This is a genomic window from Pseudomonas sp. Tul2A7 (genome assembly GCF_054790505.1).
The window spans coordinates 502096-525519 of record NZ_CP186499.1 but is presented as its reverse complement, the minus strand read 5'-3'; the positions used below and the strand labels follow the sequence as shown (position 1 = coordinate 525519).

General features: G+C 59.3%; 15 protein-coding genes and 1 riboswitch. Of the genes, 5 read left to right on the top strand and 10 right to left on the bottom strand.

Annotation, left to right across the window (positions count from 1 at the left end; genetic code table 11):
• Positions 1 to 73 precede the first annotated feature (73 nt).
• From atzF to ACOYXJ_RS02410, 7 genes are all read right to left on the bottom strand, one after another.
• On the bottom strand, positions 74 to 1846 hold the full coding sequence (atzF, locus tag ACOYXJ_RS02440) for an allophanate hydrolase (RefSeq protein ID WP_460367710.1): 1773 nt from the start codon (positions 1844 to 1846) through the stop codon (positions 74 to 76).
• 24 nt (positions 1847 to 1870) lie between these two features.
• The gene (gene uca, locus ACOYXJ_RS02435) at positions 1871 to 5503 is read right to left on the bottom strand and encodes an urea carboxylase (RefSeq protein WP_460367708.1); all 3633 of its coding nucleotides are present in this window, start codon (positions 5501 to 5503) and stop codon (positions 1871 to 1873) included.
• 280 nt (positions 5504 to 5783) lie between these two features.
• The gene (locus ACOYXJ_RS02430; RefSeq protein ID WP_460367706.1) at positions 5784 to 6425 is read right to left on the bottom strand and encodes an urea amidolyase associated protein UAAP2; all 642 of its coding nucleotides are present in this window, start codon (positions 6423 to 6425) and stop codon (positions 5784 to 5786) included.
• A gap of 11 nt (positions 6426 to 6436) precedes the next feature.
• On the bottom strand, positions 6437 to 7162 hold the full coding sequence (locus ACOYXJ_RS02425; protein ID WP_460367704.1) for an urea amidolyase associated protein UAAP1: 726 nt from the start codon (positions 7160 to 7162) through the stop codon (positions 6437 to 6439).
• 25 nt (positions 7163 to 7187) lie between these two features.
• Positions 7188 to 7976, bottom strand: a complete 789-nt coding sequence (locus ACOYXJ_RS02420) for an ABC transporter ATP-binding protein (protein WP_457464732.1) — start codon at positions 7974 to 7976, stop codon at positions 7188 to 7190.
• The gene (locus tag ACOYXJ_RS02415; protein WP_150795527.1) at positions 7973 to 8788 is read right to left on the bottom strand and encodes an ABC transporter permease; all 816 of its coding nucleotides are present in this window, start codon (positions 8786 to 8788) and stop codon (positions 7973 to 7975) included. Before ACOYXJ_RS02415 ends, ACOYXJ_RS02420 begins: the two co-directional genes overlap by 4 nt.
• Before the next feature lie 18 nt (positions 8789 to 8806).
• Positions 8807 to 9874 carry a putative urea ABC transporter substrate-binding protein gene (locus ACOYXJ_RS02410; RefSeq protein WP_460367700.1) on the bottom strand — a complete coding sequence of 356 codons (1068 nt, stop codon included), beginning with the start codon at positions 9872 to 9874 and terminating at the stop codon, positions 8807 to 8809.
• Positions 9875 to 9937: 63 nt separating this feature from the next.
• Positions 9938 to 10038, bottom strand: a riboswitch (guanidine-I (ykkC/yxkD leader).
• A gap of 442 nt (positions 10039 to 10480) precedes the next feature.
• On the opposite strand from ACOYXJ_RS02410, the gene ACOYXJ_RS02405 reads away from it, so the two are divergent.
• The 4 genes from ACOYXJ_RS02405 to ACOYXJ_RS02390 all read left to right on the top strand — a co-directional run bounded on the left by ACOYXJ_RS02405 (position 10481) and on the right by ACOYXJ_RS02390 (position 18724).
• The gene (locus ACOYXJ_RS02405; protein WP_064388490.1) at positions 10481 to 10888 is read left to right on the top strand and encodes a hypothetical protein; all 408 of its coding nucleotides are present in this window, start codon (positions 10481 to 10483) and stop codon (positions 10886 to 10888) included.
• Positions 10889 to 11083: 195 nt separating this feature from the next.
• Positions 11084 to 12328, top strand: a complete 1245-nt coding sequence (locus tag ACOYXJ_RS02400) for a glycosyltransferase family 4 protein (protein ID WP_460367698.1) — start codon at positions 11084 to 11086, stop codon at positions 12326 to 12328.
• 1 nt (position 12329) lies between these two features.
• The gene (locus tag ACOYXJ_RS02395; protein WP_460367696.1) at positions 12330 to 13184 is read left to right on the top strand and encodes a hypothetical protein; all 855 of its coding nucleotides are present in this window, start codon (positions 12330 to 12332) and stop codon (positions 13182 to 13184) included.
• A 2-nt stretch (positions 13185 to 13186) separates the two neighbouring features.
• Positions 13187 to 18724 (top strand): calcium-binding protein, encoded by a 5538-nt coding sequence (locus ACOYXJ_RS02390; RefSeq protein ID WP_460367694.1) that lies wholly within the window; start codon positions 13187 to 13189, stop codon positions 18722 to 18724.
• Positions 18725 to 18792: 68 nt separating this feature from the next.
• Here the strand turns inward: ACOYXJ_RS02390 and ACOYXJ_RS02385 are convergent, their stop codons facing one another.
• Positions 18793 to 19905, bottom strand: coding sequence for an enoyl-CoA hydratase/isomerase family protein (locus ACOYXJ_RS02385; protein WP_460367692.1), 1113 nt, complete (start codon positions 19903 to 19905; stop codon positions 18793 to 18795).
• A gap of 132 nt (positions 19906 to 20037) precedes the next feature.
• On the opposite strand from ACOYXJ_RS02385, the gene ung reads away from it, so the two are divergent.
• Entirely contained in the window at positions 20038 to 20733 is a 696-nt protein-coding gene (ung, locus tag ACOYXJ_RS02380; protein WP_460367690.1) for a uracil-DNA glycosylase, read from the top strand.
• 148 nt (positions 20734 to 20881) lie between these two features.
• Here the strand turns inward: ung and ACOYXJ_RS02375 are convergent, their stop codons facing one another.
• On the bottom strand, positions 20882 to 21916 hold the full coding sequence (locus tag ACOYXJ_RS02375) for an AbrB family transcriptional regulator (protein ID WP_038358335.1): 1035 nt from the start codon (positions 21914 to 21916) through the stop codon (positions 20882 to 20884).
• Complete coding sequence (locus tag ACOYXJ_RS02370) at positions 21909 to 23423, bottom strand: tripartite tricarboxylate transporter permease (protein ID WP_007911435.1); 1515 nt, start codon at positions 23421 to 23423, stop codon at positions 21909 to 21911. The genes ACOYXJ_RS02375 and ACOYXJ_RS02370 overlap by 8 nt, the downstream gene beginning before the upstream one ends.
• Position 23424: the final 1 nt, after the last annotated feature.

Here is a 23424-nt window from a genome sequence, read left to right as displayed (position 1 = left end):
AACCACCTGACAAACACCTCGGTCAGTTCCCTCTCCCTCCGGGAGAGGGCTAGGGTGAGGGCTGGTTTCCGGATCAGCTCCGAGTTTCCAGATACGCCCGCCAGCCCCCCAAATGGCTGATGTCCAGCGCCCCTTCCAGACCATACGGCTCACAAATAAACCCGCTCTCCCAACGTCCATCCGCCAGTTGCACCTTGCCCAACCCAAGCGGTGCCGGAATCCCGCTGAGGAACGAGCCCAACTCACTGCTCGGCAATTCCCACACCTCCACCGCAATCGCCACACCGCCATCCTTGACCCGCACCATCCCCGGCCGCAATGGCGGGCCGCCGGCCAACGCATACAGTTGATAATCCGGTGAGCTCAACGTCGTCTCCAGCAAACGCCCACCCCGCTGGGTCAGTTGCCAGTTCAGTGCTAACCCCTGCAGATGCGCGCCACACACCACGATGCGTGCACGATCATGGCGCGCTGCGTTCATAGGCGTGGGCAATGCCGAGTCCTGCTGACGCTGCAGCGCATCGGCCACACTCAGCAAATATTGATCGGTGAACGCCCGGCCAAACAGCGTCACGCCCCACGGCAATCCATTTGCCATAAACCCGCTCGGCACGGCGACGGCGGCGTAGTCGAGCAGGTTCATGAAGTTGGTGTAGTAACCCAGTTCGGAGTTGCGCAGCACCGGTTCGGCGTGCAATTCGGCCAGCGTCACTGGGCGGCCAATGGTCGGGGTCAGCACGCAGTCGAGGCCTTCGAGGGCCTGATCGCACAGGGCTTTCAGGGCTTGCAGCCGATACTGCGCACGGAAAGTCTGTACGCCGGTCACCGCCGGAGCTTTGGCCAGCACGGCGCGAATCACCGGCAAAACGGCCTCGGGATTTTTCTCCATCAACTCGCCCGCCACGCTATAGCGCTCGGCAACCCACGGCCCTTCGTAAAGCAGGCGCGCGGCTTCAAGGAATGGCGACAGATCCAGCTCGACCGCTTCGCCACCCAAGGCCTTGAGTTGATCGATGGCGTCGCCGAACAACAGCGGCCCTTCGACGCAACCGAAAAACTCCAGATCCTGCGCGCGTGGCACACCGAAACGAAATGCCCGTGGCGCACCAAACGCCGAGCCGTCATTCCACGATGGATTGCGACGGCTGTATTCGTCGCGCGGATCAAGCTTTGCCGTCAATGCCAGCAACTGACTGGCCTCACGCGCCGTCGCGGTAAACGTGGTCACGCAATCCAGCGTGCGACACGCCGGCAGCACGCCGGCGGTGGAGATCAGCCCTTTGCTCGCTTTCAATCCAACCAGATTATTCAGCGCCGCCGGCACCCGACCGGAGCCTGCGGTATCGGTGCCCAAAGCAAAACTCGCCACACCCAACGCCACCGCCAGCGACGAACCGGCGCTGGAGCCACCGGACGGATATTCCGTCAGCACGCTGTTCGGACACGCGCCATACGGCGAGCGGCTGCCGTTAAGCCCCGTGGCAAATTGATCAAGATTGGTCTTGCCCAGCGGTATCGCCCCCAAGGCGATCAACTGCTCGACGATGGTCGCCGAGCGCTCCGGCACATAAGCAAAGTCCGGGCACGCGGCGGTGGTGGCAATACCCGCCAGATCAATGTTGTCCTTGATCGCAAACGGCACGCCATACAGCGGCAGACTGTCGAGGTCGCGGCCGTCGAGGGCGGCAAGGTAGGGCTCCAGTTCAACGACGCTGAGCAGATGAATGAACAGGTGATAATCCGGGTTCAGCGCGGCAGCTTTCTCGCGCAGTTTCGCCAGCAGTTGACGTGGTGTGGTGTCGCCATTGCGATAGGCCTGGCGCAGAACATCGAGTTGCAGATTCATGAGTTGATCCTTATCCAATTGGCTTCAGTCGAGTTCCAGCACCACGACCCGTTGTCCGGCGCGCACCGCCGAACCGGGCTGCACGCGGATCTCGCGCACCACCCCGGCCATCGGCGCGAGTACCGGGATTTCCATCTTCATCGACTCGAGAATCACCAGCACGTCACCCGCCGCGACACGGCTGCCGGCCTCGACCTGCACCTGCCAGAGATTGCCGGCAATGTGGCTGTCGACGCTGTGTTCACCGTCGGCTAGTGGCGCGTCTTCGCTGGACTCCGGCATGGCTTCTTCGCTGTCGAAATGCGTCTGACCGCTGGCGATCCAGCGTTCACGCTCGGCATTGAAGGCGCCCTGTTGCTGGGCACGAAAGGCGTTGATGCCCTCGGCTTCGCGATTGAGAAAAGCCTGATAATCGGCGAGGTTGAGCTGGCTGTGTTCGATGTTGAGATCAAAGCGCCCGAGTGGAAAATCACGGCGGATGCGTAGCAGTTCTTCGGCGCTGACCGGATAGAAACGAATCTGATCGAAGAAGCGCAGCAGCCACGGTTTACCGTCGAACGCGGCGACTTCGCGGTAGCGGTTCCACATCTGCAACGTGCGCCCGACAAACTGATAACCGCCCGGGCCTTCCATGCCGTACACGCACATGTAGGCGCCGCCGATGCCTACCGAGTTTTCGGCCGTCCAGGTGCGCGCCGGGTTGTATTTGGTCGTGACCAGGCGATGGCGCGGATCGAGCGGAGTGGCCACTGGCGCTCCGAGGTAAACGTCGCCAAGGCCCATCACCAGATAGCTCGCATCGAACACCGTGCGCTGCACTTCGTCGAGGTTAGGCAGGTCGTTGATACGGCGGATGAACTCCAGATTGCTCGGGCACCACGGCGCGTCCTTGCGCACAGTGGTCATGTATTTCTCGATGGCCAACTGGCAGGCCGGGTCGTCCCACGACAACGGCAAATGCACGATGCGTGACGGCACTTGCAGGTCGTTGGCAGCGCACACTGCGTCCCATTCGCCGGCGACGATGCCGAGCAGATCGACCAGCTGCAGTTGCTCGGGCTGGTAGTGGATCTGCAGCGAGCGAATACCGGGGGTGAGGTCGATCACGCCGTGCAGGGTTTTGCTTTCCAGTGCCTGCATGAGGGCATGGGCGCGGAAGCGCAGGACGAGATTGAGTTCAGGCTCGCCGATTTCCAGCAGTAAATGAGTGTCGCCAGAAACCCGCGCAACAAGCCGCCTATCCCCCTGACCCAACGCCAGCACCACAGGCGACAAAAGCCCCTGTAGGAGTGAGCCTGCTCGCGATGAAGTTGATGCGGTGTCTGATCTGGCCTCATCGCGAGCAGGCTCACTCCTACATTGATCCCATTTCAGGGCGAGATCGCGGGCGGTTTTGAGGTCGACGGGAATGAACTGGATCTTGTCGCCCGCCTTGAGCTGCCCCAGTTGCCACAAATCCGCCTCGATCACCGTCACCGGACAGACAAACCCGCCGAGGCTCGGGCCATCCGGGCCGAGGATCACCGGCATGTCACCGGTGAAATCCACCGCGCCGATGGCATACGGATTGTCGTGAATATTCGAAGGATGCAACCCGGCCTCGCCACCGTCGGCCCGCACCCATTCCGGCTTCGGCCCGATCAGGCGGACACCGGTGCGGCTGGAGTTGAAATGCACTTCCCACTGGGTTTCAAAGAATGTGTTGATGTAGTTTTCGGTGAAGTATTCCGGCGCAGCGTGCGGGCCGTAGATCACCCGGATCTGCCGCACCGCCGGCAACTCGCAAATGTGCTGGAGTGCCAGTTGTTGACCGCTGCTACGGTCGGCCAGCGCAGGCATATGCAACACATCCCCGGCGCGCAACGCCCGGCCACCATGCCCACCAAACTGACCCAACGTGAAGGTGCTTTTGCTGCCCAGATAATCCGGCACCTGCAAACCACCGCGCAGGCACAGATAACTGCGTGCCCCGGCGCCACTGATGCTGCCCAGATGCAACGTTGCGCCCGCCGGGATCAGCAGCGCGGTGTTCATCGGCACGCTTGTGCCTTCAAGCGTCAAGGCAATCGGCGCCCCCGTCACCGCGACCACTGCTGTGCAATTGAAGCGCAGCAACGGCCCGCTCATGGTGATTTCCAGCGCCGCCGCGCCTTCAGCATTGCCGAGCAAGCGATTGCCCAGACGCAATGCGCGGCTGTCCATCGGCCCCGACGGCGGTACACCGACCGCCCAGTAACCGAGGCGACCGGGATAATCCTGCACGCTGGTTTGCGTGCCTGCGCTGAGCACTTCAAAAGTGTTGGCGCGATAGATCAGACCTTCCAGACAACGGGTCCACGGCTCACCGCTGGCGAACGGCGCGTCGAGGAGAATCTGCCGCAGGTAGTCGCGGTTGGTTTCCACGCCGTACAACAGACTGTCGCCTAACGCTTGATGCAACTCGGCACGCGCCTGTTCGCGGGTCGGCGCCCAGGTGATGACCTTGGCAATCATCGGATCGAAATACGGCGGAATCTCGCAACCGGCCTCGACCCAGGTATCGATGCGCAACTGAATACCGTTGGCCGGCGGAAATTCCACCGCCGTCAGCAAGCCCGGGCTCGGCTGGAAGTCGCGCCCCGGATCCTCCGCGTACAGCCGCGCCTGAATTGCATGACCCTCAGGTTTCAACTGGCGAGACAACTCGCTCAGCGGCGGCAGATCACCGGCGGCCAGCTCAACCATCCAGCGCACCAGATCAACGCCCCAGACCTGTTCAGTAACACCGTGCTCCACCTGCAGCCGCGTGTTCACTTCGAGAAAATAAAAACGCTGCGCCTCGCTGTCGAAGACGAATTCCACCGTGCCGGCGCTGCGATAACTCACCGCTTTCGCCAGTTTGATTGCCGCCGCGCACAGCTCCTCGGCCATGCCGTGCGGCAGGTTCGGCGCCGGGGTTTCTTCGAGGACTTTCTGATTGCGCCGCTGCACCGAGCAGTCGCGCACGCCGAGGGCGATGACTTCACCGCGACCGTCGCCGAACACCTGCACTTCCAGATGCCGGGCACGCTGGATGTACTTCTCGATAAACACACCGGCGTCGCTGAAGTTGTTCTGACCGAGGCGCTTCACCGCTTCGAACGATTCGCTCAGTTCGCTGGCGCTACCGCACACGCGCATGCCGATGCCGCCACCGCCGGCGGTGCTTTTCAGCATCACCGGATAGCCGACCTGTTCACCGGCAATCAGCGCGGCATCGAGGCTGTCGAGCAGTTCGGTGCCTTCGAGCATGGGCACGCCGTGCTGTTTGGCCAGCGCGCGGGCGGTGTGTTTGAGGCCGAACAAACGAAGTTGCTCGGGCGTCGGGCCGATGAAAGCGATGTTGTGCGCTGCGCAGGCTTCGGCGAACGCGGCGTTTTCCGAGAGAAATCCGTAGCCGGGATGGATCGCCGTGGCGCCGCTTTGCTTGGCGATGGCAAGGATTTTGTCGACCGCCAGATAGGTGCCGGCGGCGGCGCCTTCACCGAGGCTGTGCGCTTCATCGGCGTGCAGGATGTGCAGGCTGGCGGCGTCGGCTTCGGAATACACCGCTACACCTTTGACCTGCAGTGCTGCGAGGGTGCGCAGGATGCGGCAGGCGATGGCGCCACGGTTGGCGATGAGGATTTTTTCGAACATGGCATAACCCCTGAAGGGGAAGCGGGCCGTCCCGCCGTTTTTCGACAGACATCCGGGCCGTCCCGGATGAAAAAAACAGGTCTTCCAAACCACTTCAGATCCCTTGTGGGAGCGAGCCTGCTCGCGAAGGCGGTGGATCAGCCACATCAGTGCTGAATGACACACCGCATTCGCGAGCAGGCTCGCTCCCACAGGGCTTAGGGGTGTTTGGGCGATTTCAGGCACTGCCCGGAGCGCGCCTGGCACAGTGCGAAAAGCCAACGGCGCAGTCGATTTAAATTCAGTTCCATACCAGCAGCTCCGCAGGTGTCGGGTTGTAGGCGTTGCACGGGTTGTTCAATTGCGGACAGTTGGAAATCAGCACAATCACATCCATCTCCGCGCGCAAGTCGACGTACTTGCCCGGCGCCGAAATCCCGTCCTCGAACGTCAGCCCGCCATCCGCCGTGACCGGCACATTCATGAAGAAATTGATGTTCGGCCCGATGTCGCCTTTACCCAGTCGGCCGTCATGGGCGCAGGCGCGCAGGTAGTTGTCGCGGCAGCTGTGCATGTAACGTTTCTCCAAGGCGTAACGCACGGTGTTGCTCTCTTGCGCGCAGGCGCCGCCGAGAGTGTCGTGGCGTCCGCAGGTGTCGGCGACGATGGTCAGCATCGCGTGGCCAAGGTTGGAATAGAGCACGCTGCCGGTGCTCAGGTAGACGCTGTTCTGCCGGCGCAAAGTGCGCTGCACGTCATAGCGTTCCTTGGGATTGGCGAGGCTGTAGAACAACGTATCGACGGCCTGATTGCCTTCCAGGTCGAGTATCCGCAGGGTCTGGCCGGCCTTGACCTCCATCAGCCACGGTTCACCGGCGGGGATTGTGGCGCGGTACACCGCAGCGTCGGGTTGGTTTTGCGAAGTGGCGATAGCAACTGACATGGCAGCGATCCTCAGGCGAACAAACGGTCGGTGTTGATAAAGCCGCGCTCATTTTCCGGGCGCGATGTGCGGCAGTGTTCGGCGACGCTGGCGTCGGCGTTCATCCAGCTCAGCTTCAGTGGTTTCGGTGCGTATTCGGGGGATGGGTCCATTGGATGTTGCAGGGCGGTGAGCACCACCAGCGTGTCCATTGGCGCGTACAGTTCGATGTAGTCGCCGGCCTTGGAGTTGCCTTCGACGAAGTGGAAACGCCCGGCCTCATCGACATTCACGCGGCTGAACAGATTGAGCGTCATCAGCAGGTCGGACAGGCCCAGCCCCCACTTGCCGAGTTCCACCAGCAGGTTTTCGGTGCCGTTGCGGAAGAAGCCGTTGCGCAGTTCCTGATAGCGGCCCTGACCGTACTTTTCTGCGACCTCTTCAGCGCAGAGCACGCCGCCGAGGCTGTCGCTCCAACCGCAGGTGTCGGCGGTGATTGCGGCGAGTACGCGGCCCATGTCCGAGTACAAGCAGTGGCCCGTGGTGAGCTTGGCGGTGTGTTGGCATTTGAGGCTGTCGGGCAGGTTCAGCCGCTCGGTTTTTTCATTAGCGTTGAGCAGGGTCAGGCTGACGTTGGCGCCGCCGCGCAGATCGGTCAGGCGCAGCAATTGGCCGCGCTTCAACACGAAGGAACGGTGGCCGCCGCCGGGGAGCATTTCTTCGGCGAATGGTGGGAACAGTTGGGTTGAATCAGTCATCGGCTTATTCATCGGAGCAGTCCTCTCAAGCGGTGCGAAGGGCGCCTGCCAGTGGTAACGGCAGGGCGGCGACGGCGGCGCGTTGGGCGCGGCGGTCGCTGTTCAAAGGGATGTCGTAGGTGATGCGTGCGCCATAGGCGCCGGGGGCGTGCGGGTCGAGGCGCACCTTGTCGAACACCAACAACCGCGTGCCGAGGCTGAAGCCTTCGGACAGGTCATGGGTGACCATGAACACCGTCAGTTTGGTTTCGCGCCACAGCTCCAGCAGCAAGGCGTGCATGTCTTTGCGGATGCCCGGATCGAGCGCGCCGAACGGTTCGTCGAGCAGCAATACCCGTGGTTTCATGATCAGCGCCTGGGCAATCGCCAGCCTTTGCTGCATGCCGCCGGACAACTGCGCCGGGTACTTGTCCAGCGCATGGCCGAGGCCGACTTTGTCCAGCAATGCCGCAGCCTGTTCGCGCGCTTCGCGTTTGCCGCTGCCGAACAACCGACCGAGCAACGGCGCACGCGGCAATTCAAGGCCGAGAGCGACGTTGTCGAGCACGCTCAAATGCGGGAATACCGAGTAGCGCTGGAACACCACGCCACGGCTGGCATCCGGCTCGCTGGCCAGTGGCTGACCATCGAGCAGAATCTCGCCGCGACTTGCCGTTTCCTGGCCGAGCAGCAGGCGCAGAAACGTCGATTTGCCGCAACCGGATGCGCCGACCAAGGTGCAAAACTCACCTTCGTTGACGTTCAGGTTCAAGCCTTCCAGCACCACTTGATCGGCGTATTGCTGCCAGACGTTTTTTACCGTGATGAAGCTCATTTGGCCGCCCCCTCATACCAAGGGAAGGCCCGGCGGGTCAGGTATTTCAGGCCCCAATCCATCAGCCAGGCGAGGAGGGTGATCCACACCACGTACGGCAGAATCACGTCCATCGCCAGATAACGCCGCACCAGAAAGATCCGGTAGCCGAGGCCGTCGGTGGAGGCGATCGCTTCGGCGGCAATCAGGAACAGCCACGCCGAACCGAGCATCAGCCGCAACGAGATCAGCAAGCGTGGCAGCAGTTGCGGCAGCACCACGCGCAGCATCAGCGTCCAGGTCGAGGCGCCGAGGGTCTGCGCCTTGATCAGCAGTTCGACGGGAATTTCCCGGGCGCGTTGTTCGAGATCGCGAGCAAGCGCCGGGGTAATGCCGATGACAATCAGCATGACTTTCGACAACTCGCCCAGACCGAAAACGATGAACAGAATCGGCAGGATCGCCAGCGGCGGCACCATCGACAACACCGTCAGCAGTGGCGACAACGGTGCGCCGAACAGCGGCAGCGTGCCGGCGGCGATGCCCAGGCACAGCCCGGCCAATGCAGCGATGCCAAGGCCGATGGCCAGACGCCGCAGACTCGACGCGGTGTCCTGCCACAACAGGTAGTCACCGGTGCGGCTGTCGGCATTCAAGGCCAAGCGTTTGACCGCGTCGGTCATCTGCACGGCGCTGGGCAGCAGTTTGTCGTTGGGGTTGTCCGCCAGGCGCTCGGCCGAGCCCATGAAATAGGCGAACAGCAGCAGAGCGAACGGCAGGATCACCAACAACAGGCGACTGGGGCGATCCGGGTGGCGATTGATCAGGCGCATGGCCAAATCCTCCGTGGCTTACAGCTTGGCGTCGGCGGCCATCTGCACGTAAGTCGGATCGAAACGCAGCTTGAGGTTGCCGGTGTCGCCGCTGGTCACGCCGTTGGCGAAGGCCATGCCCACCGCGCTGCTGTCTTTCGCGCCTTCGCCGAGCAAGCCGTGCTGGAAGGAGAATTCGGCGACCTTGCGCATGGTTTCCGGCAGCTGTTTGCTGGTGGCGAAACTCAGCGCTTCGCTCGGTGTGGCGAACAGTCTGGTGGTGTCGAGTTGCGCCTGGAATCCGGCCAGATCAGTGCCCGAGGCCTTGGCCATGTGCTCCAGCGCAGCTTTGCTCGCGGCGTTCTTGGCGTTCATCAACTCGACCACTTCGAACCACGCACCGGTCAGTGCTTTGCCCAGCGCCGGGTTGTCTTTGAGGGTGGCGCTGTTGACCACCATCATGTCCATGATCTCGCCGGGAATCTGGCTGGAATTGAACACTTCGGTCACGCCCGGCTTGGCCTTGATGTCCGAGAGCATCGGGTTCCAGGTGGTCACGGCGTTGACCTGTTCGGTGTTGAACGCGGCGGAGATATCGGCGTCGGAGGTGTTGACCACTTTCAGGTCTTTTTCGGTCAGGTCGACCGAGTCCAGCGCGCGGGCCAGCAGGTAGTGCGAGACCGACAGCTCGACCAGGTTGACGTCCATGCCCTTGAGGTCGGCGACTTTCTTGCCGTCGCCCTTGAGGACGATGCCGTCGTTGCCGTTGGAGAAATCGCTGACGATCAGCGCGGTGCTGTCGACGCCGCCCGCCGCTGGAATGGTCAGTGCATCCATGTTGGTCATGGTGCAGCCGTCGAACTGGCCGGCGGTGTACTGGTTGATCGATTCGACGTAGTCGTTGAGCTGTACGACGTCGATCTTGATCCCGTACTTCTTCGCCCATTTGTCGACGATGCCCTGGCTGCCGGCGTATTCCCATGGCATCCAGCCGGCGTAAATCGTCCAGCAGACGCTGAAGTGATCTTTCTGGGCGGCGGGGGCTTGGCTGCTGATGAGCGCGGTGAAGGCGGCGGCGAGCAGGGCGGGCAAACGTAGTCGGGTCATGGTGGATTCTCCAGTTGATCAAGGGCGGACAGGAAGGCAACGCGGCACCGCGAACGGTGGCTTGTCTCCCGGGCTTTTGTCCCGCCGTGTAACCTCAACTGGAGGTCGCCAACTCTCGGACCAGCCACTCGCGAATGCGAGCCGGAACCCTAGTCAGCCATTGCAAATTGTGGTGCCGCGAACCTGTGATGACTCCTGCACGGGTTTGCTAAAGCGAGAGGCGTGCCAAGTTGCGTCGGGCGCTCTGGCACGGGCGCGCGGGTTGCTTAGGGTTGGCGGCGAGGGCGCTGAGGCGCTTTGTGTTGGTGCGCGGCTGCACCGTGATGCAGCGCGTTTGCCGCTGATCCGATGGTGTGCGCCGTTGTCATCGAGGCGGTTACGGACGGGGTTATCACGGCGGCGGATATCACGGTGGGCACCACTAATCAGCGGCTGAATGACGGCGTTTTTGCGGATGAACAAGGTTTCATAGATCACTTGTTTCAACTTGTTGCAGGAACGCACCAGATGCCGAAAACGCTGTCTGATTTTTCGACAGTCACCGATTAAATGACTGTCGCCTGCCAGCGTCGCTGGTGTGGCCAACCCGCGGTCCAGGAGGCCGCCATGTATAGACGAATTCTTCTGCTTGCTGCGTTGATGTTTTCCGTTGCCGGTTGCGTCCCGTACTCCTACGCGGACTCGTATTACAGCTCAGAGGTCTACACCTCACCCGCACCGGCCTACTACAACACGGGTGGCACGTATTACAACGGTGGCAGCAGGTATTACGCGCAGCCACGCTATTACCAACCAGCCCCGCGGTATTACCAGCAACCGCGCTATTACCAATCGGCGCCGCGTTACTATCAACCGGCCCCGCGCCACTATGAAAGCCGTCGCTGGCACGGCAATGATCGCGGGCGCTGGGATGGCCACCGTCGCGGCGGTTGGGATAACGATCACCGCGGTCGTGGCAACTATGATCGCCACAGCGGGCGTGGTGACCACAATGGACGTGGCAACCGCTGGTAAATTCACGCAAATGAAAGCGGCGCAATTAGCGCCGCTTTTTTATGCCCGTCGAAAAGTCGTCCCGTTAGCCATCTCCTAGGGCATTCCCAGACGCTTCCTACAGTTTCATTTCCTTGCATTTGTTAGCGTTTGTTCGTGCCGAACGACGTGAGCAAAACTCAGTTCAATAGCGGCGAATAAAAGGACGATGCCGCTATGAAGCTTCTTGTGATTCACCAAAACTTTCCGGGTCAGTTCCGTCACGTGGTGCTGGCGGCGATTGACAGACGTTATGAGGTTTTGGCGATAGGTCGGGATACAGCGCCGGGTATCGCAGAGGTGGAAATATATCGATACCGCGCTGCCAGTCGAGCATCGGGCGATATTCACCCCTATCTGACCCGCTACGAACAAGCGGTGACTGATGGACAGAAGGTTTTTGAAATTCTGAGCAGGCTGAAACAGTCGGGTTATCGGCCAGACGTGATTCTCGCTCATCCCGGATGGGGGGAAACGCTCTTCGTCAAGGATGTCTATCCTGACACGCCGCTTGTTCACTATTGCGAATATTACTATCGAGCGCAGGGCGCGGATTCCGGGTTCGACCCTGAATTCCCGCGAGCCTCAAGGGAGTCATCAAGGCTGCGAATACTCAATTCGCTGCATCTTTTGAATCTTGAACAATGTGACATTGCCATCGCGCCTACGCGGTGGCAGCGCAGCCTGTTTCCTGCAGCTTATCGGTCGGCCATTCGGGTTGTTCACGAGGGCGTCATTCAAAGTTCTTACCTGGCGAAAGCTGGGGCAGTCATGTTGCCCAATGGCGTCGAGCTGAGATCCGGGCAGCCGATCGTTACTTATGTCGCGAGGAATCTTGAGCCTTATCGCGGGTTTCATAGTTTTATGCGAGCGATCCCGCATATTCAGGCTGAGTGTCCCGATGTGCAGATAATCATAGTGGGCGGTGATGACGTCAGTTATGGATGTAAGCCGGTTGGCTATGCAAATTGGCGCAGCAGGATGGAGGCAGAGGTAAGTTTCGATGACTCCAGGGTGCATTTCACAGGGAAGCTTCCTTACCAGACTTACCGGGCAGTTCTGCAATGTTCGAAAGTCCATGTTTATTTGACGTATCCGTTTGTTTTGTCGTGGTCGTTACTGGAGGCGATGACGGCAGGGTGTGTGGTAGTAGCGTCGGATACGGCTCCGGTAAGGGAGGTGATCGTTGATGGTCACAATGGAATGCTGGTGGATTTCTTCGATCATCACGGTATCGCCAAACGTATTGCCAGGGTTCTTGGTTCCGTTGATGAGTACGACTGCCTTCGCAGCGCGGCGAAGTTGACTGCGAGCAGATTTGATGTGGAGTGCGGCACGAAACAATACTTTGAGGTATTTGAGAACGCGACATCCGGGCATCTCAAAAAACAGCCTGTTCCTCAGTTTGACAGGGAGATTTGAAATGCTCCGGATGTCGCGCAAGCAATGGGTTAAATGGTTTAAGAAGTTGTTGAAATGCGGCTTATTTATTTATGCCTGTTATTGCGTGGTGGATTTTTATATCCGTAAAGAAGAAGTCGCCGCGGCGATGGCAATCTATTACGCGGATCAGGAGGCCTGCCAAAAGAAGCTGGCGAGCATGAAGCAGGTGCCCATACTGGGCGGTAGCTATGTGGATAAGACTCTGGTCCCGGAGTTTTATGTTGGCATGCCTGAATTGGCGAACAAGAAAGCGTGTCTGGCCAATACGCTCAAGGGGCATTTCTGGTGGACCGGGACGGATATACGGTCGTACCACGATCAGAGTATAAAGCCGACTCCTGAAAGTTGGCGTCTTTATAAAGTGAGCGTCGGGCTTTATACAAGAAAAGAGACTACTGAGCCCCATGAGCGGGGCTATCGACACGTCAACTGGCCGGATGAGTTGATTGTGAAGTTGAAAAATTATCCTGGACTGGAACTTTGGCTTAATGCACCTCCGCCGCATTTCAAGAATGAGGCTTCCGTTCGAAAATTTGTCATTGCTGACTGGCCGCGGCGTGATGGCACCCCTCGATTGATAAGCTGTAACGGCTTGATTCGCCCGGCTGCAGAGGAGGAATTGACTGACGAGAAACTGTCAAAGTTCAGCAGAACTGAATTGGAAAATCTGGATTTTGGTAGGCTGAACTTTTTTTGCACTGTGGAGTTGCACAGTTTTGACTTTGCCGGGGGTCACGGTCGGGTAAGTCTTGGACTGTCGTCATTACGCGAAGCACCTGAGATGCTCAAGTTTCTCAGTGAGTATCTTTCACGCTCTGTTATTACAAGGAAGTAACGATGAGTTATGTTTTTAGCGATCTGGAAAAGTCAGAGATTTTAAATGCAGCAAATGTTTGCAAGGGACTGATGTTCGATTCTGAAGATACCGAATATCTTGCGCTGAAATTAACAGGGGCTAGCTGCGCTCCCCTGTATCAAAAGCTGTTCGATATTATCGGCAGAAGAGTTTCTGAGGTTACCGCTGTCGATCAAGAAGCGGGAAAAATTCTGAAAAGCGCCAGGCTCTGGCTTGCCGTGGCCATTGATGCCAACGGTGGAAACGGTGCCTACTCCGCCCTGATTCGCGGCTACACCTCGCGCCAAGGCGAATTGAGACTGAATAAAATCTTCTGTGAAGGCCTGATGCAGCTGTCATCGAATCAGGTCGCCGCCAATTTCATCAATACCCTGATCGACGGATCCCTCGCGGGTCGACTGGCACCCTGGACGGTTCCGTCCATCAGCCAGATTGCTGAGATTGATGCCAGTGCGATCGGCAAGGCACTGTTTAGTGAGGCCTGCGGAGAGAGGGATACAGCCGTGAGCCATAACGCCGGTTGGTCCGGGACCGTCGGATTCAGCCTGTTGGGTGGAGCGCCGCCCTATGAAACCTGGAGATTGATCTCCGCTGGTGATTCGCAAGGGGAAGATGGCGGCCCGCCGACTCAGGCAAAAGCCAACAGGCTCGATGACTATAAAAATATTCTGTTCGCCATCGATTCATACAGTGTCGGCCTGCGAGCGGCGATCAGTAATTTCGGCGTCAACCCACTGCAAAGTCTGCTTTCCGTCGTGCCAGAGCAAATCAATATCGCGCTCGCCAGTGGCAGCCTCAATCCGCTGATTCAGCATGTCGTTCAAGGCACGCCGGTTTCCGTCGTGGTCGACCTGATATTGCGCTACGGCCAGAACGAATTCCTCGACATGTTCAAGCGCACCTACGACGGCGATTCAGCAGCGTTACCTACCACCGATGAAACCTTCGCCACCAACGCCTACGCATTCTTCTCGGCATTTTCACCGGAGCAGTCCCAAAGCATCGTCACCCGATCAATAGGCGAATACGGAAACGCGAATTCATGGGCAAAACTGGCTGGCGAGTCGACACCCATCGGCCTGGCGCTGCGCAATTCCCTGAAGCAACTCAGTGAAATCGTCATTGAGCGAGCTGACGGTTACCCCGGACGCGGACTGGAGCTCTACGATCCGCTGACCGGCGAAGGTTTCATCACCGCGCAATGGCTTGCCGATCGTGCGCAGATGTTGGCCCGGTTGATTGCCCGAACCCAGGGCTCGTTTGGAGAACAATCGCTGCAGAAGTTTTCCTACTCCGATCTCGCCTCAGCCAAACAGGCGCCGATGACCACCGGTGTGTTGAATCCGCTGGTCATGTTCGGCGATGACGGTGCACGGTCTTTCGCAGGTGGTGCGAACACAGATCATCTGTATGGCGGCGCGGGCAATGACACGATCAACGGACTGGCAGGTCACGATGTCATCGAGGGTGGGCGCGGCAACGACTTGCTTGCTGGAGGCGACGGCAATGATGCGCTGTACGCAATGGCCGGTGATGATGTTCTGGTCGGAGGAAAGGGTAACGACTCTTTGATCGGCGGCGCAGGCAGCGACCGCTATGAGTTTTCCAGCGGTGATGGCATCGATGAGATCTTCGACGCCAACGCCAATGGGCAGCTATGGATCAACGGCGCGCCGATTCCTTCACTCAAACGTCGGGCCCCTTTGAGCGATGTCTGGTCGACCGAGGATCAGGCCATCACCCTGACTCTCATCGAAGAACTCAGCGAACCCACGCTCAACATAAAATATGGCCTGAACGATCTCGTCGTTATCAAGAACTTCCGCCCCGGGATGCTGGGCATCCGACTTCCCGAACACCAAGACCATACGTTCTCTGCTCCCGATCTGGTTCTCCAGGGCGACTGGAAAGCGAAAGATATCGACCCCAATGTTCCCGGGGATCAGTTCTCATACGATGAATTGGGCAACGCCTTGCTATTGGCCAATGTAAAACAGAGAAACAAAGCCGATGTGCTTTACGGCTCTGCAAAAGACGACGTCATTCTCGGACTTGGTGGAGCAGACCGATTATTCGGCAAGGACGGAAACGATCAGGTGTTTGGGGACAAACAGACGACGCTCGAAAAAGCCATGGCCGCTGGCGACGTTAAAGGGAAAAGAGCTCGAGGCGATTGGCTTGATGGCGGTGCTGGTCACGATTTGCTCATCGGTACAGCATCCCAGGACGTGCTTTTGGGCGGTAACGATCGGGATACGCTGATTGGAGGTGCGGGAGATGACGTTTTATCAGGGGATGCAACGACCGGCGCGCTGGAGCAGAAATGGGGATTCAAACGTGTCGACGTTCTTATAGACGGCGGTGTCACCAGTCACCGAACTGTCTTTTCAAAGGCCTCCTTTAATAGTTCGACGGAGGGTGATAACGACGTTCTCTACGGTCAGGGCGGTCGCGATGTTCTCAATGGTGAATGGGGCGACGATCTGCTTGATGGCGGAACTGAAGATGATCTTCTTGGAGGGGATGGGGGGGATGACACGCTAGCCGGAGGAAGCGGTAACGACACAATGATGGGAGACAACCTCGATTGGGGCGGTGGCCTGCAAAGCAAACACCATGGCAACGATGTATTGGACGGTGGCAGTGGCGATGATCGGCTCGCTGGTAACGGTGGAAACGACGCGATTTATGGTGGTCCAGGCAATGACACTCTCAAGGGCGATGACGATGTGCTGAACGGCGTTGCCGGGGACGCCGCCCACTTTTTTGGAAATGACCTGCTGGACGGTGGCGCGGGAGACGACACACTCTGGGGCGGTGGGGCGGATGATCTGCTGTTCGGAGGTGAAGGTAACGACGCGCTGGCCGGGGATTACGCTGAGCATCCGGTTCGTTATCACGGTAATGATTTACTTGATGGTGGAGCGGGCGATGACACACTTCAGGGAATGGGGGGCTCCGATACCCTGATCGGTGGGGCAGGAGCTGACGCAATGGATGGCGATGTGTCCAACCTGCAGTCAGGTGGAATCAACAATGATTACCTTCAAGGCGATGAAGGAAACGATACCCTTTTGGGCGGCTTGGGCGCCGACACACTTTATGGCGGCGCTGATGATGACATTTTATCCGGCGACTACGAGCAGACAGTCGAGGCTGAACACGGCGCAGATTATCTGGACGGTGGTTCAGGCAACGATACCCTGCTGGGCGGTGGTGGCAACGACACATTAGTGGGCGGGGAAGGTGTAGACCACCTTCGTGGAGATTCAGGCAATAACGTTTTTGATGGCGGGGCCGGTAACGACGTGATGGAGGGCCATGACGGCGCTGATGTTTACTATTTCGGGGTGGGTGATGGTCTGGATATTGTTACCGATACCGGCGGCCGCAACATCATCAGGTTCGGCGCAGGGTTTGGCGCGCAAAGCCTGAAAGCCGACATCCTTGAAGTTGCCGCAGGCACAGTATTGCGGCTGGCCAACGGCGCGGGCGACGCGATACTCATCAAGAATCACGAGAAGTGGAAGGATTCCACGTTCAGCTTCAGCGATGGCGTTGTACTTGGTTATGAGGATGTCCTGCGCAAAACATTGCCGCCGATAAAGGTGCCCGAGTCATCTGTACCGGAAGTTGTAACCGCCTCAGGAATCCAGCAAAGCAAAGTTGAAGATCCGGTTCATCCAGACACCATCGCGGTGCAACGCCCTGTGGCATCTGATCACCCCGTTGACTGGACTGAAAAATTCCTCGCGCAAATCAAATCCAGGCGCTACGCCCGCAAACACGCCACAGGTTTCACCTTGAGTGATCAAGGCGTCTGGGTTCGCAGTCATATCACGACTAGCGACACCGGTTACATCACTCACACCGAGCTGAGCGATGACGGCGTCGAAGCGGGAACACTGTCTGAAACGCCGCCATGGATGAAGGTTGATGCAGGGCAAGCCGTGGTCAGTGAAAGGCAGTCGAAAACCACAACCCGTGTCGAACATAAACAGGTGAAAGCCGGTGGGGCGATAGCCTCTTCAAGTCAGGCGCCTCGCTATTATCGATCCGGCTCGGCCAACGGCTTTTCATTCAATACGGGAGATGTATTGGTTGAAGACCGTAAGGAATCCGGCGCGCTTGAGGGCTGGTACATCTATCCGGCAGCAAGCTTCGGTTCGGGGGAAACGGTGCCCAAGGCGTTTCGCTGGGATGTCACAACTGAAACGATCAAACGCAAAATCGTCCCTGGCGACGATGCCGGCGGGCGAGTCAACGTCGAAGTGGAAAACGTTTTCCACGGCGGCGCGGGAGACGATCTGATTGTCGGTTATGCAGGCTCCCCACTTGACTACGGCACTGTCGGCGGCAGAACACCGGGCGCGTTTTTATCCGCAGGTGCAGGTGACGACACCTTGCTGGGCTCCGAGGGTGCCGACTATCTGGTCAGCGGGGCAGGGAATGATTGGCTTTACGGTGAAGACGGTGCCGACACCTACATCGTGCAAGCGCACGCCGGAGCAACTACCACGATTGCGGATGTGCCGAACCCTGTTTTCCACCGAGCAGAAGTTGGCGCAGCGGGGTGGAAAGACGAGTACGGGTTGATCGATCAGGACACGGTCGTCCTTCCAGCAGATGCGCAGCGCGATGCACTGCAATTGAGCTGGGGTGCTGCGCTGATAGAAACCACACATGTCGAGCTGGAACCCAACCCAGCTCGCGGGGCACACCGCAATCCGCCAAGAGCGAAAATGCTCCATCCGACACTCGATATCAATTGGGGCGGGATGCAGAAAGTTCGCATCGTCTTGCCCCTCAACGGTGAACTTGAGGGGGCCGGGATTGAGCTCTTGAATTTCGCCGATGGGTCGGTCGTGAGTTTGAAACAACTCTTGGAGTCAAGTCAGCTGGGCCCTGCGCCCGAGACTTTTCATACGGGTGTAACCGTTAACAATTCAACGCGTTTTACGTCTCTGCGAGACGGACGGGCGCTGCCGTTAGTCGGTGGTCGAGGCAACGACACGATAAGCGGCGCGGGGGAAATCCGAGGCATGGAAGGGGATGACGTGCTCACGGGCAGCCCCGGTGATGATCTGCTGTTAGGTGGGCCGGGCAATGACACGCTAACCGGCGGCGCCGGAAATGATATCTACCGATACGATGGCCTCGGCAGGGACGTGATCATCAATCGGGGAGACGGCCTTGACGGGATCGACTTTTCCGAACGCAGGCTGATGATCGATAACTTGAAGTTTCACCGTGAGCGCGATGATCTGGTGATCGTGGTGGATTACGGCATGTCACCGAAAATCCGGGTTTCCAATCATTTTGCCGCAGGCGAAAGCGCTATCGGCTTCATAAGAGTCAGCGAAGGAACAGCGACTCAAGACTACAGCGCGATGCAGATTGCTGAACGTCTGCATCCTCTTCCGCCATTGAGGGATGTCGAAGACATTTTGATAAAGGGCGACGAAGAAGCGCAGCGGGCGATGACGGAGATTATTCAGTTTTACGAGCTGAATGTCTGAGTCGTATGGCGACCGATTGAGCCAGCTCGCGATGGGAATCCAGTCGTCATCGCGAGCATCGCGTCAGTTCAATACTGCGTCAAATCCGCCAACGGATGCCGCCCCTCCCAAACCTTGTGAAAATGCGCCTCGACCACCGCATCCGGCACGCTGCTGACGTCCGGCCAGTGCCAGTGCGGCTTCTGATCCTTGTCGATCAACCGCGCGCGAACCCCTTCGCTGAACTCCGGATGCCGGCAGCAATTGAGGCTCAGGGTGTATTCCATCTGAAAGACTTCGGCCAGCGACATGTGCCGGGCGCGGATGATCTGTTCCCAGACCAGATGCGCGGTCAGCGGCGAGCCTTCGCTCATGGTTTTCGCTGCCCGGACGATCAACGGATCAGTGCTGTCGCGTTGCAGGCTGATGGCCTTCCAGGCGCAGGCCACGTCGCTGACGTCGAGCAGTTCGTCGATCTGCTGGCGACGCGGCAGCCACTGCGCTTCGGGCATCTGCGCCACGGCTTCCTGTTGCAGGGCCTTGAGCAGACTGTTGAGTTGCATGTCGGTCTGTTCCTGCCAATTGAGCTGTAGCAGGCCTTCGATCAATTGCGGCTGCTGTTCGTCAAGCAGGAAGCGGTCAGCCAGATCCAGATCGATCGCATCACGAGCGTTCATGTGTGCGCCGGTCAGGCCGAGGAACAAACCGAGCTTGCCCGGCAGCCGCGCGAGAAACCAACTGGCGCCGACGTCGGGATACAGACCGATGGTGATTTCTGGCATGGCCAAACGGCTGCTCGGCGTGACAATCCGCGTACTGGCGCCTTGCAACAGGCCCATACCGCCACCGAGCACGTAACCATGGCCCCAGCAGATCAACGGTTTCGGATAGATGTGCAGGCTGTAATCCAGACGATATTCCGCGCTGAAAAATTGCGCGGCCAGCGGTGGTACTTCGCCGGGATGGGCGCGACAGGCCTCAACCAGGCTGCGCACCTCGCCGCCGGCGCAGAAGGCCTTGGCGCCGTTGCCGCGCAGCAACACACAGACGATTTGTGGATCCTTGGCCCAGGCGTTCAGCTTGTCGCTGAGGGCGTTGATCATCGGCAGGGACAGCGCATTCAGCGACTTTTCAGCATCCAGGCTGGCGATACCGATGCGGGCGCCGTCGGTGCCGGTGAGTTCTTCGAAGTGCAGATTCATCGTGACCTCGATCGGGAATTTGAACGATCAGTATGATCGTTGTGTGGGAAAGTGCCGGATCTGCATCAGATCAATTGACAAGCGTGGTCGGCTTTCCTAGGGTTCGCCCCATTGTTTTTGCCGGGTATGACCATGACTGCTGACGACCGTATCAAACTCGAACCGAGCTGGAAGGAGGCACTGCGTGCTGAGTTCGACCAGCCTTATATGGCAGAGTTGCGCCAGTTTCTGCAGCGGGAGCGGGCGGCCGGCAAGGAAATCTATCCGCCGGGGCCGATGATTTTCAATGCCTTGAATTCAACACCGCTGGATAAAGTGAAGGTGGTGATCCTCGGCCAGGACCCGTATCACGGCCCGGGCCAGGCCCACGGTTTGTGCTTCTCGGTGCAACCGGGCGTGCCGGCACCGCCGTCGCTGGTCAACATCTATAAAGAGTTGAAACGCGACCTCAACATCGACATTCCCAATCACGGCTATTTGCAGAGCTGGGCCGATCAGGGCGTGTTGATGATCAACACCACCATGACCGTCGAGCGCGCCAACGCCAATGCGCACAAGGACAAGGGCTGGCAGTTCTTTACTGATCGGATCATTGAACTGGTCAGCGAGCGCCAGCCGCATCTGGTGTTCATGCTTTGGGGCGCCCATGCGCAGAGCAAGCAGAAGCTGATTGATGCGACCAAGCATCTGGTGCTGACGTCGGTGCATCCGTCGCCGTTGTCGGCGTATCGCGGGTTTTTGGGTTGTGGGCATTTCAGCCGGACCAACAAGTTTCTCGAGCAGAATGGCGAGACGCCGATCGAGTGGCGTTTGCCGCCCATCGCGTAATCTCGTTCCCACGCTCTGCGTGGGAATGCCTCAACGGACGCTCCGCGTTCGGCTCTGAAAGGGACGCAGAGCGTCCCGGGCTGCATTCCCACGCAGAGCGTCCGGGCTGCATTCCCACGCAGAGCGTGGGAACGCTCAGCTTCCAGACTTACTCCGGATTACGGTTCCAGTACTTGAACAACGGCTCCGCCAGAAACAGCACAAACAACAATCGCATCACCTGCATCGCTGTCACCAACGGCACCGACAATTGCAGCGTCTCCGCCGTCAGACTCATCTCGGCGATCCCGCCGGGCATCATGCCCAGCGTCAGCGAACGCAGATCCAGATGGGTCAACGCACTCAGCCCCAACGCCGCCAGTGTCGCGATCAACATGGTCAACGCCGTGCCGATCAACGTCCGCCCCATGAATGAAGGCGCGCGGCGGAAGAACTGCCGGTTGAAGTGACAACCCAAACCACTGCCAATCAACCACTGACCAATCTGACTGCCGCCATTGGGCAAACCGATGTGCAGATCCCAGCCAATGCTCACCGCCGCACTCACCAGCAACGGCCCGAACAGCCACGGATTGGGTTGGCGCAAACGCTGCCAGAGCCAAGCAAGCAAACCGCCCGCCGGAAACAGAATCGCCAGCCAGCGCCAATCGACGCTGCCAGCGTGGGAAATCGGTGTACCGTCGCCGAGCAAATATTTGAACGCCGCCGGCACGCACAAGACCACCACCAGCACCCGCAAACTTTGCCCCGCCGCGACATGGCTGAGCATCGCGCCGTTACGCGCGCCAAGGTTGACCATCTCACCGGAACCGCCGGGCATGCTGGAGAAAAACGCTGTCGCGCGATCTTCACCGGTACGGCGCATCAACCATACGCCGACCACCGCCGAGACACTGGTGACCAGCGCCCCAAAGAAGATCAAACCGAAATGACTGAGTACCTGCTCCATCACTACCGGGGTGAAGTGCAGGCCGATGCCGATGCCGACGATCCACTGGCCGCACTTGCGGCCGCCAGGGATTTCCGTGAGTTGCCACGGGGTCAGGCAGCGCACGAGGATGATCGCCAGCAACGAGCCGACCATCCACGGCAGTGGCCAGCCGATCTGGCTGGCGAGGTAACCGCCGAGCAGACCGACCAGCGGGGTTCCCCACCAGGATTTCAGTGAGGCGCGATCAAACATCGGCAATGGCGCGACGCGCGACCGAACGTTTGCGCCAGATGCGCAGCAGCGGCATCAGCAGCATGATCGCGGTCAGCACCCAGACACCGAAGGTGATCGGGCTCGACCAGAGGATCTCCAGCGCACCGTTGGAAATCGACAGCGCCCGACGCAGGTTCTGCTCCATCAGCCCGCCGAGGATGAAGCCCAGCAACACCGGCGACAACGGGAAGTCGAGCTTGCGCAGGATGTAACCGAAGATGCCGATACCGACCATCAGGAACAGGTCGAACGTGGTGGCGTGCACCGCGTAGACGCCGATCCCGGTGATGATCGCGATCACCGGCACCAGTGCCCAGTTCGGCACCGCGAGGATGCGGGTGAAGATGCGGATCATCGGGATGTTGAGGATCACCAGCATGATGTTGGCGATGAACAACGAGGCGATCAGGCCCCAGACGATGTCCGGTTGTTGCTGGAACAGCAGCGGGCCCGGGGTGATGTTGTACAGCGACAGGGCGCCGATCATCACCGCTGTGGTGCCCGAACCTGGCACGCCCAGCGTCAGCATCGGCACCAGCGCGCCACAGGCCGAAGCACCGATGGCGGTTTCCGGGGCGGCGAGGCCACGGGCGTCACCCTGACCGAATTTGCCACTGGCACCGGCGATGCGTTTTTCGGTCATGTAAGCCACGGCGCTGGCCAGCGTCGCGCCGGCACCCGGCAATACGCCCATGATGAAACCGAGCAGACCGCAACGGATGTTCACCACGAACACCGACGAGGCTTCCTTGAAGTTGAACATCATCCGCCCGGTGGCTTTCACCGCTTCCTGGCCGCGATGGGTTTTCTCCAGCAGCAACAGAATCTCGCTGACAGAGAACAGACCCAGCACCAGCACGACGAATTGAATGCCGTCAGTCAGGTGAATGTTGTCGCCGGTAAAGCGGTAAACACCGCTGTTGGCGTCGATGCCGACGCTCGACAGGAACAGGCCGATCAATGCCGCGATAAAGGTTTTCAACGGTCGATCCCCGGCCATACCGCCGAGACAGACAATCGCAAACACCATCAGCACGAAATATTCTGCCGGGCCAAAGGCAATCGCCCATTTCGCCAGCAACGGGGCGAACAGGACCATGCCGCAGGTGGCGATAAACGCGCCGATAAACGAGCTCCACGCCGACAGCGACAGCGCCACACCGGCAAGGCCTTTACGGGCCATCGGGTAACCGTCAAGGGTGGTCATCACGGTCGATGCTTCGCCCGGAATGTTCAGCAGGATCGAACTGATCCGGCCGCCGTATTCGCAACCCAGATACACCGCTGCCAGCAGGATCAACGCCGACTCCGGCGGCAGGCCGAGCGCAAATGCGATCGGGATCAGCAGTGCCACGCCATTGATCGGGCCAAGGCCCGGCAGCAGGCCGACGACGGTGCCGATCAGTGTGCCAGTCAGGGCCGTGACCAGGTTGTACGGGCTCAGCGCGACGCCGAAGCCTTGACCCAAATAACCGAGGGTATCCATA